This window comes from Streptomyces scopuliridis RB72 (assembly GCF_000718095.1).
Taxonomy (GTDB): domain Bacteria; phylum Actinomycetota; class Actinomycetes; order Streptomycetales; family Streptomycetaceae; genus Streptomyces; species Streptomyces scopuliridis.
Map to the genome: position 1 here is coordinate 23557 of NZ_JOEI01000035.1, position 15673 is coordinate 39229.

Annotated in this window: 13 protein-coding genes and 1 riboswitch; of the genes, 2 read left to right on the plus strand and 11 right to left on the minus strand. The window is 68.5% G+C overall.

The features are described 5' to 3' along the window. Window position 1: 1 nt before the first annotated feature. The 6 genes from IF11_RS0132685 to ctaE form a co-directional block, all read right to left on the minus strand. Complete coding sequence (locus tag IF11_RS0132685; RefSeq protein WP_030355415.1) at window positions 2-1387, minus strand: aminotransferase class V-fold PLP-dependent enzyme; 1386 nt, start codon at window positions 1385-1387, stop codon at window positions 2-4. Window positions 1388-1601: 214 nt separating this feature from the next. Next, window positions 1602-1719, minus strand: a riboswitch (SAM riboswitch). 327 nt (window positions 1720-2046) lie between these two features. Further along, window positions 2047-3111, minus strand: coding sequence for an anthranilate phosphoribosyltransferase (trpD, locus tag IF11_RS0132690; RefSeq protein ID WP_030355416.1), 1065 nt, complete (start codon window positions 3109-3111; stop codon window positions 2047-2049). A gap of 194 nt (window positions 3112-3305) precedes the next feature. Beyond that, the gene (gene qcrB, locus IF11_RS0132695; protein WP_030355417.1) at window positions 3306-4931 is read right to left on the minus strand and encodes a cytochrome bc1 complex cytochrome b subunit; all 1626 of its coding nucleotides are present in this window, start codon (window positions 4929-4931) and stop codon (window positions 3306-3308) included. After that, window positions 4928-5983, minus strand: a complete 1056-nt coding sequence (qcrA, locus tag IF11_RS0132700) for a cytochrome bc1 complex Rieske iron-sulfur subunit (RefSeq protein WP_037729171.1) — start codon at window positions 5981-5983, stop codon at window positions 4928-4930. The genes qcrB and qcrA overlap by 4 nt, the downstream gene beginning before the upstream one ends. Beyond that, on the minus strand, window positions 5980-6789 hold the full coding sequence (qcrC, locus tag IF11_RS0132705) for a cytochrome bc1 complex diheme cytochrome c subunit (RefSeq protein ID WP_030355419.1): 810 nt from the start codon (window positions 6787-6789) through the stop codon (window positions 5980-5982). Before qcrC ends, qcrA begins: the two co-directional genes overlap by 4 nt. A gap of 70 nt (window positions 6790-6859) precedes the next feature. Then, window positions 6860-7480 carry an aa3-type cytochrome oxidase subunit III gene (gene ctaE / locus IF11_RS0132710; protein ID WP_030355420.1) on the minus strand — a complete coding sequence of 207 codons (621 nt, stop codon included), beginning with the start codon at window positions 7478-7480 and terminating at the stop codon, window positions 6860-6862. Window positions 7481-7677: 197 nt separating this feature from the next. Between ctaE and IF11_RS0132715 the strand changes: the two genes are divergently transcribed. Beyond that, window positions 7678-8079: a hypothetical protein gene (locus IF11_RS0132715; RefSeq protein WP_030355421.1), complete on the plus strand. Its 402-nt coding sequence runs from the start codon at window positions 7678-7680 to the stop codon at window positions 8077-8079. 268 nt (window positions 8080-8347) lie between these two features. Here the strand turns inward: IF11_RS0132715 and IF11_RS0132720 are convergent, their stop codons facing one another. The 4 genes from IF11_RS0132720 to ctaC form a co-directional block, all read right to left on the minus strand. Next, entirely contained in the window at window positions 8348-9598 is a 1251-nt protein-coding gene (locus IF11_RS0132720; protein ID WP_030355422.1) for a L,D-transpeptidase, read from the minus strand. Between the two features lie 105 nt (window positions 9599-9703). Next, the gene (locus tag IF11_RS0132725) at window positions 9704-10102 is read right to left on the minus strand and encodes a cytochrome c oxidase subunit 4 (RefSeq protein ID WP_030355423.1); all 399 of its coding nucleotides are present in this window, start codon (window positions 10100-10102) and stop codon (window positions 9704-9706) included. After that, window positions 10099-11838, minus strand: a complete 1740-nt coding sequence (gene ctaD, locus IF11_RS0132730; RefSeq protein WP_030355424.1) for an aa3-type cytochrome oxidase subunit I — start codon at window positions 11836-11838, stop codon at window positions 10099-10101. The genes IF11_RS0132725 and ctaD overlap by 4 nt, the downstream gene beginning before the upstream one ends. Then, the gene (gene ctaC / locus IF11_RS0132735; protein ID WP_030355425.1) at window positions 11835-12797 is read right to left on the minus strand and encodes an aa3-type cytochrome oxidase subunit II; all 963 of its coding nucleotides are present in this window, start codon (window positions 12795-12797) and stop codon (window positions 11835-11837) included. Before ctaC ends, ctaD begins: the two co-directional genes overlap by 4 nt. A gap of 361 nt (window positions 12798-13158) precedes the next feature. On the opposite strand from ctaC, the gene IF11_RS0132740 reads away from it, so the two are divergent. After that, window positions 13159-14544 carry a cysteine desulfurase/sulfurtransferase TusA family protein gene (locus IF11_RS0132740; protein WP_030355426.1) on the plus strand — a complete coding sequence of 462 codons (1386 nt, stop codon included), beginning with the start codon at window positions 13159-13161 and terminating at the stop codon, window positions 14542-14544. 29 nt (window positions 14545-14573) lie between these two features. On the opposite strand, the gene IF11_RS0132745 is transcribed toward IF11_RS0132740, so the two are convergent. Next, a complete protein-coding gene (locus IF11_RS0132745) occupies window positions 14574-15548 on the minus strand; it encodes a carbohydrate kinase family protein (RefSeq protein WP_030355427.1) in 975 nt (324 codons plus the stop codon). Between the last annotated feature and the right edge of the window lie 125 nt (window positions 15549-15673).

Below are 15673 nucleotides of genomic sequence, written 5' to 3' on the forward strand. Positions count from 1 at the left end.
GTCAGCCGCGGTCGGGGACGCAGCGGCCGTCCTCCGTACGGTAGTTCCACCGCGCGCCGTCGGTCACCAGCTCCCGCACGGCCCGGACGAACCGGTCGACATGCTCGTCCGGCGTCCCGGCGCCGAAGCTGACCCGGATCGCGTTGAGCGACCGCTCGCCCGGCTCGGCCTCCGGGGCGCCGCACTCCCCCGGCTCCTGCGGGTCGCTGTCCAGCAGCGTCCGTACCAGCGGGTGGGCGCAGAAGAGCCCGTCCCGTACGCCGATGCCGTACTCCGCGGAGAGCGCGGCGGCGAAGTGCGAGCTGTTCCACCCCTCGACCACGAACGACAGCACCCCGACCCGCGGCGCGTCCTCGCCGAACAGCGAGAGCACCTTCACCTCGGGCACCCCGGCCAGCCCCTCCCGCACCCGCGCCACGAGCCGCTGCTCGCGCGCCACCAGCGCCTCGAACCCGGCGTCGGTGAGCGCCTTGCACGCCGAGGCGATCGCGTACACCCCGATGACATTGGGCGAACCGGCCTCATGACGGGCCGCCGTGGTGTGCCAGTCGACATCCACCCCGCCGTCGGCCCGGCGCGCCACCTTACGGCTGGCGCCGCCCCCGGCGAGATACGGCTCCGCGTCCTGAAGCCAGTCGGCCCGCCCCGCGAGCACCCCGGACCCGAACGGCGCGTACAGCTTGTGCCCGGAGAAGGCCACCCAGTCGACATCCAGCTCGGCGATGTCCACGGGGTGGTGCGGCGCGAGCTGAGCGGCGTCCAGCACGATCCGGGCGCCCCCGTCGTGCGCGGCGGCGGCCAACTCCCGTACGGGCCACAGCTCACCGGTCACATTGGACGCACCGGTCACACAGACCAGCGCGGGCCCCTCGGACCCCCGCCCGGCAAGCGCCCGCTCCAGCGTGGCGACGGCCTCGCCCGGCGTCCGGGGAGCGTTCAGATACGTCACCCGCGCGTCCCGCCAGGGCAGCAGGGAAGCGTGGTGCTCGGTCTCGAACACGAACACCTCGCACTCCGCGGGGACCACGGCCGCCAGCAGATTGAGCGAGTCCGTGGTCGAGCGGGTGAAGACCACCTGGTCACCGGGGCGGCAGCCGAGGAACTCCGCGACCGTGCGGCGGCTGTTCTCGAACAGGTCGGTCGAGAGCTGCGAGAGATAACCGGCGCCCCGGTGGACACTGCCGTAGTACGGGGCGTACGCGGCGACGTCGTCCCACACGCGCTGAAGGGCGGGGGCGCTGGCCGCGTAGTCGAGCGCGGCGTAGGTCACCTCGCCACCGGTGACGAGCGGGACGGTCACCTCACGCCCGAGCACGGGCAGCGGGGCGGCGCAGGCGGGGTCGTCGGACGGGGTCGTGGTGGCGGCGGCGTTCGGGCGTGCGGACATGGCGATATCTCCCGGCGGGACAAGTCGGAACGGCTTCAAGTCCCCCGCGGTGCGGTGAGCCGCGCCGCGCGGCTGCGGCGCGGTGGTGGCGGGGGTGTGCCTCGACGCACGGGGCTGCCGTGCGGAGGGTGTTGAAGAGGGGCGTGACCGCCCTAACGCATTCGCTTGCTCACGAGACTGCTCCCTTGAGGACCAGGACCCCAAAGGTGGCAGGGGTCCGCGCTTGCCGCAGACCTCGCTGCCTACGGCCTGGTCTTCACCCGGGGCACCCCGCCACGGACGGAGGGTTGCCGGACAGCGAGCCGGGGCCTTAATCGCTGTCGCTCATGACCTTGCCGAAGAGTATGCCATATGGGTGACGGGGGTTCGTGGCTGGGGTTGCGTACGGCCGGGCCAGTCCGTGACGGGCGGTGAAGGGGGCGCGCAGGGGTCGTGTCCGGGACACTGAAGCGTGATGTGTGGCGCACGACCGCCCGTCTTCCGACTGTGGGCAGCTGCGCGCCGTACGGGGGTCCGGGGGTGTCCCCCGGGAAAGCACAGCATGCCGTCCCGGGCGCGAGCCCCGGAGCGCCACCCGGCAACAACCCGCACCCGACCACCGGCCCCAGCCGAAACGCACCCCGGACAACGGCCCCCGCCGGAAGCCGCACCGCGAGGGACTACGACTGCGACGACGCGATCCAGCGGGCGAGAGCCCGCCCCGCTTCGCCCGAGTCGATCGACTCCGCCGCCCTCTCCATCCCCGCCGACAGCTGCGCCGACAGCGACTCCCCCGTCGGATCCAGCGCCACCAGCGCCGCCGCCGCGTTCAGCAGCACCGCGTCCCGCACCGGCCCCGTCTCCCCCGCCAGCAGCCGCCGCGCGACATCCGCGTTGTACGAAGCGTCCGCGCCCCGCAGCGCCTCCACCGGCACCAGCTCCAGGCCCACGTCCCGCGGGTCGAACGCCTCCTCCGTCACCTTGCCGTCCCGTACGACCCACACCCGCGATGTCGCGGTGGTGGTCAGCTCGTCGAGGCCGTCGTCGCCGCGGAAGACCAGCGCGGAGGAGCCGCGCTCGGCCAGTACGCCCGCGATGATCGGCGCCATACGGGCGTCCGCGACGCCCGTCGCCTGCGCGCGGACCTTCGCCGGGTTGGTGAGGGGGCCCAGGAAGTTGAAGGTGGTGCGGATGCCCAACTCGCCTCGCGCGGCGGCCACATGACGCAGGGCGGGGTGGAACTTCACCGCGAAGCAGAAGGTGATCCCCGCTTCCTCGGCGACCTCGACGACCCGCTGGGGGGTCAGTGACAGGTTGACGCCGAGCTTCTCCAGTACGTCGGAGGCTCCGCTCGCCGAGGACGCGGCGCGGTTGCCGTGCTTGACGACCTTCGCGCCGGTGCCGGCGACCACGATCGACGACATGGTCGAGATATTGACGGTCTTGGCGCCGTCGCCGCCGGTGCCGACGATGTCGACGGTCCGGCCGGGCACCTCGATCAGGTTGGCGTGCGCGTACATCGCGCGTACGAGGCCGCTGATCTCCTCGACCGTCTCGCCCTTGGCCCGCAGCGCGACGACGAAGCCCGCGATCTGGGCGTTGGTCGCCTCGCCGCTCATGATCCGGTCCATCGCCCAGGCGGTGGCGTCCGCGCTCTGGTCGGCGCCGCTCAGCAGCGCGTCCAGTACGCCGGGCCAGGTGCGGACCGCCGTGGTGTCGCCTCCGACGGGGGTCACAGCGCTCATGCTCGCTCCTGGGTGTCCGGGTCCAATGCGTGGGCCTTGTGTGCGGCCTGTGGCCAGCCTATCGGCGCGTACCGGCGCGCAGGGCGGATGCCCGTACTCCGGGACAGGACGTACGCCGAGGGCCCCGGCCGGTTCCCTCGCGGGAGACCGGGCCGGGGCCCTCGGTGGTGGCGACCTGGTGAGGCCGGGCGGGATCAGTGGTGGCCGTGGCCGCTGGTGATCTCCTTGTACTCCTCGGCGGTGGGCTTGGGGATCTGGCTGCCCTCGCCGTAGTAGCCCTCGCTCAGCTTCGCGCGGAGCTTCTCGCCGGGGCTGACCTTGCGCTCCACGCCGTTCTCGTCGACCGTGGGGCCGATCTCGGCGGGCTTGTACTGCTCGTGCGCGGTGAGCTTGTGCAGGTCTCCCTGCTCCAGCGGGGTGTGGACCTCGACGAACTCACCGTGCGGCAGCCGCTTGATGACACCGGACTCGCGTCCGTGCAGCACCTTCTCGGCGTCGCGCCGCTGGAGACCCAGGCAGATCCGCTTGGTGACGATGAAGGCGATGACCGGTCCGGCGAAGAAGGCGACCCGGACGAACCAGGTGATCGCGTTGATCGACAGATGGAAGTGCGTCGCCCACAGGTCGTTACCGCCACCGACCAGCAGTACGAAGTACCAGGTCAGCCACGCCACACCGAACGCGGTACGGGTCGGTGCGTTGCGCGGGCGGTCCAGGATGTGGTGCTCGCGCTTGTCACCGGTGACCCAGGACTCGACGAACGGGTAGACCGCGATCGCGACCAGCACCAGCGGGAAGATGATCAGCGGGATGAAGACACCCAGGACCAGGGTGTGTCCGGCGAAGTTGATCTCCCAGCCGGGCATCACACGGATGAGTCCCTCGGAGAAGCCCATGTACCAGTCGGGCTGGGCGCCGGTGGACACCTGGTCCGGACGGTACGGGCCGATGGACCAGATCGGGTTGATCGTGGCGATCGCGGAGACGATCACGATCAGACCGAAGACCAGGAAGAAGAAGCCTCCGGCCTTCGCCATGTAGACCGGCAGCAGCGGCATGCCCACGACGTTCCTGTTCGTACGGCCGGGGCCCGCGAACTGCGTGTGCTTGTGGTAGAAGACTAGGATCAGGTGGGCCACCACGAGGCCGAGCATGATGCCGGGCAGCAGCAGGATGTGGACCGAGTAGAACCGGGCCACGAAGTCGCCGCCGGGGAACTCCCCGCCGAACAGGAACATCGACAGATACGTTCCGACGACCGGCACCGACAGGACCGCGCCCTGCATGAACCGGACACCGGTGCCGGACAGCAGGTCGTCCGGGAGCGAGTAACCGGTGAACCCGGTGAACATGCCCAGGACGAACAGCAGGAAGCCGAACAGCCAGTTGATCTCGCGCGGCTTGCGGAACGCGCCCGTGAAGAAGACGCGCATCATGTGGACCAGCATGGCCGCGAGGAAGATCAGCGCGGCCCAGTGGTGGATCTGCCGGATCAGCAGACCGCCGCGGACGTCGAAGCTGATGTCCAGCGTGGAGGCGAACGCCTCCGACATCATCACGCCCTGGAGCGGGACGTAGCCGCCGTGGTACTCCACCTCGTTCATCGACGGGTGGAAGAACAGCGTCAGATACACACCCGTGAGGATGATGATGATGAAGCTGTAGAGCGCGATCTCACCGAGCATGAAGGACCAGTGGTCCGGGAAGATCTTCCGCATGTTGGCCTTGGCCAGGCCGTAGATGCCCAGCCGGCCGTCCGCCCAGTCGGCGACCCGCTCACCGGCGGGCGCCTTGCGGTTCTTGTCGTCAGCGGTACTCATCCGCGCTCCCAGAAGGCAGGGCCGACGGGCTCGTCGAAGTCGCCGAGCGCTTCGAGGTTGCCCTCGGCGTTCACACCGATACGCAGCTGCGGAAGGGCGTGACCGGCGGGGCCGAAGATGACGCGGGCGCCGTCGGAGAGGTCGAAGGTGGACTGGTGGCACGGGCACAGCACATGGTGCGTCTGCTGCTCGTACAGGCTGATCGGGCAGCCGACATGCGTACAGATCTTCGAGTACGCCACGATCCCCTGGTGGGACCATTCGAGCTCGCGCTTGTCCTTGATCTCGTCCGGCTGGATCCGGACGATCATCAGAGCCGCCTTGGCGATCTGCTTCTGGAAGTCCTCGCTGTGCTGGTCGAGGCCCTCGGGCATGGCGAAGGTCAGCGAACCCACGACGACGTCCTCGGGACGCAGCGGCTCATTGGTGTTCATGTTGATGAGCTGCTTGCCCTTGCGCCACATCGTGGTGCGGAGCTTCTTCTCGGGCAGCGGGCCCAGGTCGCGCAGGAGCACCACACCGGAGAGCGGCACCAGTGCCAGCGCGCCGAACATGGTGTTGCGGATCAGCTTGCGCCGGCCGAAGCCGGACTCCGCCGCGCCGATGGCGAAGTCCTCCAGGACCTTCGCCTTGACCTCGGGCGTCGCCTCGATCGGGTGGCGGTCGTCGGCGGTCTCCACGTCCGACATCAGCGTGCGGGCCCAGTGGACCGCGCCGGCGCCGATGCAGAACAGCGCGATGCCCAGGGTCAGGCCCAGCGAGAAGTGCAGGATGCTGACGTGGCCGAACGGGAAGATGAAGACGATCTTGTCGACCGGGAACGCCACGAACGAGGCGATGAAGGCGACTGTCGCGACCATCGACAGCGTGAACAGGAAGGCGACCGCGCGCTCGGACCGCTTGGCCGCCCGCTCGTCGATGTCCTGCACACGCGGCCGGTGGGCCGGCAGTCCCGGGTCGGCGAACGGGTCGTCCGTACGCTCCACCGCGCCGTGCGCGGCCCCCTGCTCGCTCGGCAGGTTCTCTTCTGGAATCTCTTCTTGGCTACTCATGACTTCTTGGCCTTAGCGGTGTGGGCCGCGACCCAGACGGCAACTGCGATCAAAGCACCCAGACCGAAGATCCAGGCGAAGAGCCCTTCGCTGACGGGGCCGAGGCCGCCCAGCTTGAGACCGCCGGGGCTCGCGGACTCCTCGCCGTTCACCGCCTTGACGTAGGCGATGATGTCCCTCTTCTGCTGCTCCGGCATCGTGGAGTCGGGGAAGGACGGCATGTTCTGCGGGCCGGTCTGCATGGCCTCGTAGATGTGCTTCGGATCCACGCCCTCAAGCGACGGCGCGGTCTTGCCGTGTGTCAGCGCCCCACCCTCACCGGTGAAGTTGTGGCACTGGGTGCAGTTGGTACGGAACAGATCGCCACCCTTGGCGATGTCCGCACCGGCGGGGCTGTACTGCTTCGCGGTCGGCGTGATCGGGCCGGCGCCGAGGGACGCGACATACGCGGCGAGCTGGTCGATCTCCTTCTGCGAGTAGATGACCTTCTTCTTCGGCACCTGCGCGCCGGGCGCCATGGCAGGCATCCGGCCGGTGCCGACCTGGAAGTCCACGGCGGCGGAGCCGACGCCGACCAGGCTCGGGCCGTCAGAGGATCCCTGACCGCCGGTTCCGTGGCAGCTGGCGCAGCCGACGGAGTAGAGCTTCTTGCCCTCCTCGATGGCGAGGGACTGGGCGGTTTCGTCAGCCTGTGCCTTGCCCGCGGGCGCGAACGCGGTGTACAGCCCCCCGGTGGCCGCCAGCGCGAGGAGTAGGACGACGACCGCCGCCAGCGGATGGCGTCGTCGTGCGGAGAGCTTTTTCACGGATTACCCCGGTGTCAGGATCTTCTGCGTCGGTGCTTCTGGACTGTGTGCGCTCGGGCGCGGTGCCCGGCTACTTGATCAAGTAGATCGTGGCGAAAAGGCCGATCCAGACGACATCGACGAAGTGCCAGTAGTAGGACACGACGATGGCGGCGGTCGCCTGCTCGTGGGTGAATCTCTTGGCCGCGTACGTCCTGCCCAGGACGAACAGGAACGCGATCAGACCCCCCGTCACATGCAGACCGTGGAAGCCGGTGGTCAGATAGAACACCGAGCCGTACGGGTCCGAGGAGAGCGAGATGCCCTCCGCCTTGACCAGCTCGGTGTACTCGAAGACCTGGCCGCCGATGAAGATCGCACCCATCACGAACGTGATCACGAACCAGGTGCGGAGCTTCTTCACGTCACCCCGCTCGGCGGCGAAGACGCCGAGCTGGCAGGTGAGGGAGGAGAGCACCAGGATCGTGGTGTTCGTGGCCGAGAACGGGATGTTCAGGGCATGAGCCATTTCCTTCCAGTACTCGGCTCCCATCACCGATCGCAGGGTGAAGTACATCGCGAAGAGGGCCGCGAAGAACATCAGCTCGGAACTCAGCCAAATGATGGTTCCGACGCTGGTGAGGTTCGGCCGATTGACCGACGGGTGCGCGTGCCCGGTTTCTACTGTCGTTGCTGTCGCCACGACCGACATTATGTCGGTCGCTTATCCCGCCCTGACTCCGGGGGGTGCCGTTCGGTGTGTCCATGCGGTGTGCCCAGGTCGAACGGACCGGCGAAGGGGCGTCATTACCCGTGCTGACATGGTGTCCGACGGAGTAGCATCCGCGGCATCGGTTCATGGCAATGACGCCCTGAAGCCCTCGCAGACACTGATGTCACGGAGGAACAATGCAGCCGACCGCCACGGTGCTGGTCTACAGCGACGACGCGAACACCCGCGAGCAGGTCCGGCTGGCAGCGGGACGTCGGCCCGCCTCCGACGTGCCGCCGGTCGAGTTCCTGGAGTGCGCCACCCTGCCCGCGGTGCTCACGCATCTGGACAGGGGCGGCATCGACGTCTGTGTGCTGGACGGCGAGACGGTCCCCGCGGGCGGCATGGGGGTCTGCCGGCAGATCAAGGACGAGATCTTCAACTGCCCGCCCGTGCTGCTGCTGATCGGCCGCCCGCAGGACGCCTGGCTGGCCACCTGGAGCCGCGCGGACGCCGCGGTGACCCTTCCGGTCGAACCGGTCGGCTTCGCGGAGGCGCTGGCCTCCCTGCTGCGCGCCAGGCTCTCCGTGGACGCCTAGGCCCTGTCCGGTCGGTCTTCGCGGGCCCACGACGCCTGGCACGGCACCTCGCCGCGTTGTCGGAGTCGTCCAAGTACGTCCAGTACGAGGACGATCCTCCGCCTTGCGATGCACCGCACCAGACGCCCCGGGCTGATCCACGAAGACCGGCCGGACAGGACCTAGGCCCTGTCCGGTCGGTCTTCGCGGGCCCGCGAAGACCGGCCGGACAGAGCCTGAGGGCCGCGGACGCCGGTCAAGGCGTCCACGGCCCTCAGGACTCGGGGAATCAGACGACGGGGCGGAGCCTCGCCTTGTCGGCGGGGCTGCTGCCCTCCCTCGTCCCGGCCTGGAGGACGCTGCCCTCGCGCCAGTCCTTCCAGTCCACGTTCCAGTCCCCGTACCCGTTGCCGAAGTCCTCCATGTAGTCCCCGGCGCTGTTGATGACCTGGACGATGTCGCCCTCCTGGACGGTCTCGAAGAACCAGGCGGCGTTGCCGGTGGACATGCCCACGCAGCCGTGGCTGACGTTCGCGGACCCCTGCGAGCCCACGGACCACGGCGCGGCGTGTACGTACTCCCCGCTCCAGGTGACGCGGGTGGCCCAGTAGACAGGCAGGTCGTAGCCCTCGCCGCCGCCGATGCCCACGCTGGTGCCGCGCATGCGTACGAAGTACTCCTGGCCCAGGACGACCTTGATGCCGTTACGCGTCGAGAAGCCCGGCTTGCCGGTGGTCACCGGAATGCTGTTGATCTCTTCCCCGTTGACATAGACCGTCATGTAATGCGCGCTGGCGTCGACGATGGCCTCGACCCGGTCGCCGGTCTTCATCTTGATCGGCTTGACCGCGCCGCCGTACAGCTTGTTGCTGATCTTCACGCCTTCGAGGGTGCTCGTCGCGGTGACGGTCCCGTTGGCGGGCCAGTAGTCCTTGGGGCGGTAGTGCAGTTCGGTGTCGTCCACCCAGTGCCAGGCGCCGCCGTCCGCGGCGGGCGTGGAGCGGACCTTCAGGGACCGCTCGACCACGTCCCTGGCCTTCTTGGAGGTGACCGGCTCGCTGAGCGTGGCGGTGATGGGCTGGCCGACCCCGTACTCGCCGGAGTCCGGGCCGAATTCGACGGTGAGCTTCTTCTTGGCGGGGCGGGTGTCGAAGGTCAGCGTCCGGAGGCCGGGAACGCCCTTCTTGCTCTCCGTGGAGACCTTGACGGTGTAGCGGCTGCCGGCGGCCAGGGGCGCCGTGGAGTGCCAGCGTGTGCCGTCGGCGGTGAGTTCGCCGGCCAGGTAGTGACCCGTCTTGTCGACGGCGGTGACGTCGGTGATCTTGCCGTCGGCCCCCGTGGAGGTGACTTCCAGCGGCTTGTCCGGGTCGGCCTTGGTTTTGCCCGCGGACGTACTGAAGGAGATCTTGCCGGTGGCGTCGGACGGCTTCGTGGAGAGCGGGTGCTTCTCATCGCTGCTGCACGCGGTCGCGCTCGCCAGGAGGGACACGACCAGCAGGGTGCAGCTCAGGACGGTGCGCAAGCGCGGCTTGTGGTTCATGATCACAAGATAGGAACACTCGCCACTTTCCGCGCGACGAGAGAGGCAAACGGGGGCCCGAGCACTCCGAATGGGAATGCTCGGGCCCCGGGTTCACTCAGCGTGCTACTGGTTCTGGTTCTCGCCCCGGTAGAACTCGAAGACCCAGCCCCAGAGGCCGATCAGGATCAGCGGCAGCGAAAAGTACAGCAGCCACCAGCCGACCGCCACACCCAGGAAGCCCAGCGCGCCACCGACGGCGAGCGAGAACGGCTGCCAGCTGTGCGGGGCGAAGAACCCCACCTCGCCGGCCTCGTCCGCGACGTCGGCCTCCTTGTTGTCCTGAGCCAGCGCGTCCATCCGGCGAGCGGTGAAGGCCAGATAGAAGCCGATCATGACGCTCAGGCCGAAGGCCAGGAACAGCGCCGTCGTACCGACCGGCTCCTTCGACCAGACGCCGTAGACGACGGCGGTGGCCAGGATGAAGACGCTCAGCCAGATGAACAGCCTGCCTTGGATCTTCACTTGCCGACCTCCTTGCCACCCGCGAGGGCGGTGTCCTTCTGGCCGTCGAGCTCAAGGTGTTCCAGCGCGGCGATCTCGGGGTGGTGCAGATCGAACGCCGGCGATTCGGAACGGATCCGCGGCAGCGTGAGGAAGTTATGCCGCGGCGGCGGGCAGGAAGTCGCCCATTCGAGTGAACGGCCATAGCCCCACGGGTCGTCGACCTCGACCTTCTTGCCGTACTTGGCCGTCTTCCAGACGTTGTAGAAGAACGGCAGCACGGAGAGACCGAGGACGAACGAGCTGATCGTGGAGATGGTGTTCAGCGCGGTGAAACCGTCGGCGGCGAGATAGTCCGCGTAACGGCGCGGCATGCCCTCGGCGCCCAGCCAGTGCTGGACGAGGAAGGTGCCGTGGAAGCCGATGAACAGCGTCCAGAAGGTGATCTTCCCGAGCCGCTCGTCCAGCATCTTGCCCGTGAACTTCGGCCACCAGAAGTGGAATCCGGCGAACATCGCGAACACCACCGTGCCGAACACCACGTAGTGGAAGTGCGCCACCACGAAGTAGGAGTCGGACACATGGAAGTCCATCGGCGGCGACGCCAGGATCACACCGGTCAGACCGCCGAACACGAAGGTGATCAGGAATCCGATCGTCCACAGCATCGGCGTCTCGAAGGACAGTGAGCCCTTCCACATCGTGCCGATCCAGTTGAAGAACTTCACCCCGGTGGGCACCGCGATCAGGAAGGTCATGAACGAGAAGAACGGCAGCAACACACCGCCGGTCACGTACATATGGTGCGCCCACACCGTCACCGACAGGCCCGCGATCGCGATCGTCGCCGCCACCAGACCGATGTAACCGAACATCGGCTTGCGCGAGAAGACCGGGATCACTTCGGAGACGATGCCGAAGAACGGCAAGGCGATGATGTACACCTCTGGATGCCCGAAGAACCAGAACAGGTGCTGCCACAGCAAAGCCCCGCCATTGGCGGAGTTGAAGATCTGCGCACCGAACTTCCGGTCCGCCTCCAGCGCGAAGAGCGCGGCGGCCAGCACCGGGAAGGCCAGCAGGACCAGCACACCGGTCAGCAGCACGTTCCAGGTGAAGATCGGCATCCGGAACATCGTCATGCCGGGCGCGCGCATGCAGATGATCGTGGTGATGAAGTTGACCGAACCGAGGATCGTGCCGAAGCCCGAGAAGGCCAGACCCATGATCCACAGATCCGCGCCGATACCCGGCGAACGCACCGCGTCCGACAGCGGCGAGTACGCGAACCAGCCGAAGTCCGCGGCACCCTGCGGGGTGAGGAAACCGCTCACGGCGATGATCGAGCCGAAGAGGTAGAGCCAGTACGCGAACATGTTCAGCCGCGGGAACGCCACATCGGGCGCGCCGATCTGCAGCGGCATGATCCAGTTCGCGAATCCGGCGAACAGCGGCGTCGCGAACATCAGCAGCATGATCGTGCCGTGCATCGTGAACGCCTGGTTGAACTGCTCGTTCGACATGATCTGCGTACCGGGACGGGCCAGTTCGGCGCGCATGAAGAGCGCCATCAGACCGCCGATGCAGAAGAACGCGAACGACGTGACCAGGTACATCGTGCCGATCGTCTTGTGATCTGTGGTGGTCAGCCACTTCACGACGACATTGCCCGGCTGCTTGCGCCGTACCGGCAGCTCACTCTCGTACGAGTCGTCAGCTGCTGCGGCGGCACCCTGGGGTTCGTTGAGGATGCTCACAGTTTGTTCGTCTCCGCATTCCTGGCCGGATCCGTCTGCGCGATGCCCGACGGGATGTAGCCGCTCTGACCCTTCTTGGCCAGCTCTTCCAGGTGCTTCTGGTAGCGCTCGGGAGAGACCACCTTGACGTTGAAGAGCATCCGCGAGTGGTCGACGCCGCAGAGCTCGGCGCACTTGCCCAGGAAGGTGCCCTCCTGGTTCGGGGTCACCTCAAAGGAGTTGGTGTGCCCCGGGATGACGTCCTGCTTCATCAGGAACGGCACCACCCAGAAGGAGTGGATGACATCACGCGACGTCAGGATGAACCGGACCTTCTCGCCCTTGGGAAGCCACAGCGTCGGACCCGGGTTCCCGGTCTGCGGGTTCCGCTGGCCCGGCACACCGGCGTCGTAGACGCCCTCGGCACCCTTGGGGAACTGCTCCGTGAACCGGTTCGGGATGGCGTCGAGCTCCGGGGGGATCTCGTTGCCCGTAGCCGGGTTGCCGTCCACGTTCTCGATGTAGTTGAAGCCCCAGCTCCACTGGTAGCCGACCACGTTCACGGTGTGGGCCGGCTTCTCGGAGAGGGAGAGGAGCTTCGACTCGTCCCGGGCGGTGAAGTAGAACAGCACCGAGACGATGATGAGCGGGACCACGGTGTACAGCGCCTCGATGGGCATGTTGTACCGGGTCTGCGGAGGGACTTCCACCTTCGTGCGGCTGCGCCGGTGGAAGATGATGCTCCACAGGATCAGGCCCCATACCAGGATGCCCGTGACGAGCGCTGCCGCCCACGAGCCCTGCCAGAGGGAGAGGATCCGGGGAGCCTCCTCCGTCACTGGGGTGGGCATTCCAAGGCGGGGGAAGTCCTTGTATGTGCAACCGGTGGCGGTCGCGAGGATCAGGCCCGCAGTCAGCACCTGCGGCAGCTTCCGCCGCATCGGGCGCCGCGACGAGCGGTCGGAGCCGTTGGGACTCACGTAGCGCCTTCCCGAGAGTCTCGCCCGCGCGGCCGGCTGCGGCCGTCTCCTGGTCGGTCGCCGGCCCTGACGCGGGCAGGGGTTTGGATGTTTATGCGGACCAAACCCTACTGGACGCGATTTGGGGCCGTGCGGGGAGGGTGCCCAACGCGCCGCCCGACTCCCCGAAGGGGTGGCCCGACCGTCCCCGGCGCTGCCCGGAGGCCCTGGAAGGGCGGCTTCCGGGGCACTTCTGACGCCCCCTCCGGCCCCCCTCCGGATCTCTCTCCGGATGCGTGGAACCGGCACCTCCGGGTGCACGGAACCGGCACCTCCGGGTACGCGGAACCGGCACGTCCGGGCACCCGCGTTAGCGTGGAGTGTGGCCTACTTCGACGTCGCTTCCTCCGCTCCGCTGCACCCCGTCGCCCGCCAGGCTCTCCAAGCTTCCCTGGACGAGGGGTGGGCCGACCCGGCACGCCTCTACCGCGAGGGCCGGCGGGCCGTACTGCTGCTGGACGCGGCGCGCGAGGCCGCCGCGGAGGCGGTCGGCTGCCGTCCCGACGAACTGGTTTTCACTCCTTCGGGGACATATGCGGTGCATTCCGGAATGTCCGGTGCTCTCGCGGGCCGTCGCCGCATCGGACGGCACGCGGTGGTGTCGGCGGTGGAGCACTCCTCGGTGCTCCACGCGGCGGCGGCCCACGAGGCGGCGACCGGCGGAACGGTGACCGAGGTGCCGGTGGACCGGCTCGGCGCGGTGTCGCCCGACGCGTACGCGGAGGCGCTGCGTGAGGACACGGCGCTGGCCTGCCTCCAGTCGGCCAACCACGAGGTGGGTACGGAGCAGCCGGTGGCGGCGGTCGCCGAGGCGTGCCGCGGCCGGGGCGTGCCGCTGCTGGTGGACGCGGCGCAGTCGCTGGGCTGGGGCCCGGTCGAGGGCGCGTGGTCGCTGCTGACGGGGAGCGCGCACAAATGGGGCGGTCCGGCGGGCGTCGGGCTGCTGGCCGTACGCAAGGGTGTCCGGTTCGCCCCGCAAGGCCCGGCCGACGAGCGGGAGTCGGGGCGCGCTCCGGGGTTCCAGAACATTCCGGCGATCGTGGCGGCGGTGGCCTCACTGCGGGCGGTACGCGCGGAGGCGGCGGACGAGGCGGTGCGGCTGCGGGCGCTGGTGGACCGGATCAGGGCGCGGGTGCCGGAGCTGGTGCCCGATGTGGAGGTGGTGGGCGATCCGGACCGCCGGCTCCCCCATCTCGTCACGTTCTCCTGTCTCTATGTCGACGGAGAGGCGCTGCTGCACGAGCTGGACCGGGCGGGGTTCTCCGTCTCCTCCGGATCGTCCTGTACGAGCAGCACGCTGACCCCGAGCCATGTGCTGCGGGCGATGGGCGTGCTGTCGGAGGGGAACGTCCGGATCTCGCTGCCCCTCGGCACCCCGGAGACGGATGTGGACGGGTTCCTGGAGGTGCTGCCCTCGGTGGTGTCCGGCGTACGCGAGCGGCTCGGCGCGCCGGTCTCCGCCGCCGGGTCCGCCGGCACGGGGCCGTCGCTCGTGGTGGACGCGCTCGGCAAGCGGTGTCCGATCCCGGTGATCGAGCTGGCGAAGGTGTTCGGCGACGTACCGGTGGGCGGGACGGTGACGGTGCTCTCGGACGACGAGGCGGCACGGCTGGACATTCCGGCGTGGTGCGAGATGCGCGGCCAGGAGTACGTGGGCGAGCAGCCGGCGGACCACGGTGTCGCGTATGTGGTCCGCCGGGTGTCGTAGCTCGCGGGCCGTAGCCCACGGGCCGTACGTCAGGCCAGGTGGGCCTGGACCTCGGCGGCGGCGTCATGGCCGTACGCCTTGGTGAAGCGCTCCATGAAGTGGGTCCGGCGCAGGGTGTACTCCTGGGTGCCGACGGTCTCGATGACCAGCGTCGCGAGCATGCAGCCGACCTGGGCCGCGCGCTCCAGGCCGACGCCCCAGGAGAGGCCCGAGAGGAATCCGGCGCGGAAGGCGTCGCCGACGCCCGTCGGGTCGGCCTTGGTCTCCTCCTCGGGACAGCCGACGATGATCGGCTCATCGCCCACGCGGTCGATCCGGACGCCGTTCTTGCCCAGCGTCGTGACGCGGTGGCCGACCCGGGAGAGGATCTCGGCGTCGGACCAGCCGGTCTTGGACTCGATGAGCCCCTTCTCGTACTCGTTCGAGAAGAGATACGTGGCGCCGTCGAGCAGGGTGCGGATCTCGTCCGAGCCCATGCGCGCGATCTGCTGCGAGAAGTCCGCGGCGAACGGGATGCCGCGCGTACGGCACTCCTCGGTGTGGCGGAGCATGCCCTCGGGGTCGTCCGCGCCGATCAGCACCAGGTCCAGGCCGCCGACGCGGTCGGCGACCTTCTTGAGCTCGATCAGCCGGGCCTCGCTCATCGCGCCCGTGTAGAAGGAGCCGATCTGGTTGTGGTCGGCGTCCGTCGTGCAGACGAAGCGGGCCGTGTGCAGGACCTCGGAGATACGGACCGACGCGGTGTCGACCCCGTGGCGGTCCAGCCAGGCGCGGTACTCGTCGAAGTCCGATCCGGCCGCGCCGACCAGGATGGGACCGGTGCCCAGCTGGCCCATGCCGAAGCAGATGTTCGCTCCGACACCGCCCCTGCGCACATCGAGGTTGTCGACCAGGAAGGAGAGGGAGACCGTGTGGAGCTGCTCGGCGACCAGCTGGTCGGCGAAGCGGCCGGGAAAGGTCATCAGATGGTCGGTGGCGATGGAGCCGGTGACTGCGATTCGCACGGCGTGAACGCTCCTGATGAGGAGAACGGTTGACAGTTCACGCTATCGGGTCGGCGGCGGCCTTCCTAAGCTCACGAACTACCTGATAGTGGGGCTTTCTTCATGAGACGGACGGTCATACGGCG

Excerpts from the sequence above, each read along its gene's own strand:
- qcrB (WP_030355417.1), bottom strand. The coding sequence starts at position 4,931 with ATGAGTACCGCTGACGACAAGAACCGCAAGGCGCCCGCCGGTGAGCGG.
- ctaE (WP_030355420.1), bottom strand. The coding sequence starts at position 7,480 with ATGTCGGTCGTGGCGACAGCAACGACAGTAGAAACCGGGCACGCGCAC.
- IF11_RS0132685 (WP_030355415.1), bottom strand. The coding sequence starts at position 1,387 with ATGTCCGCACGCCCGAACGCCGCCGCCACCACGACCCCGTCCGACGAC.
- IF11_RS0132715 (WP_030355421.1), top strand. The coding sequence starts at position 7,678 with ATGCAGCCGACCGCCACGGTGCTGGTCTACAGCGACGACGCGAACACC.
- trpD (WP_030355416.1), bottom strand. The coding sequence starts at position 3,111 with ATGAGCGCTGTGACCCCCGTCGGAGGCGACACCACGGCGGTCCGCACC.
- IF11_RS0132720 (WP_030355422.1), bottom strand. The coding sequence starts at position 9,598 with ATGAACCACAAGCCGCGCTTGCGCACCGTCCTGAGCTGCACCCTGCTG.
- qcrA (WP_037729171.1), bottom strand. The coding sequence starts at position 5,983 with ATGAGTAGCCAAGAAGAGATTCCAGAAGAGAACCTGCCGAGCGAGCAG.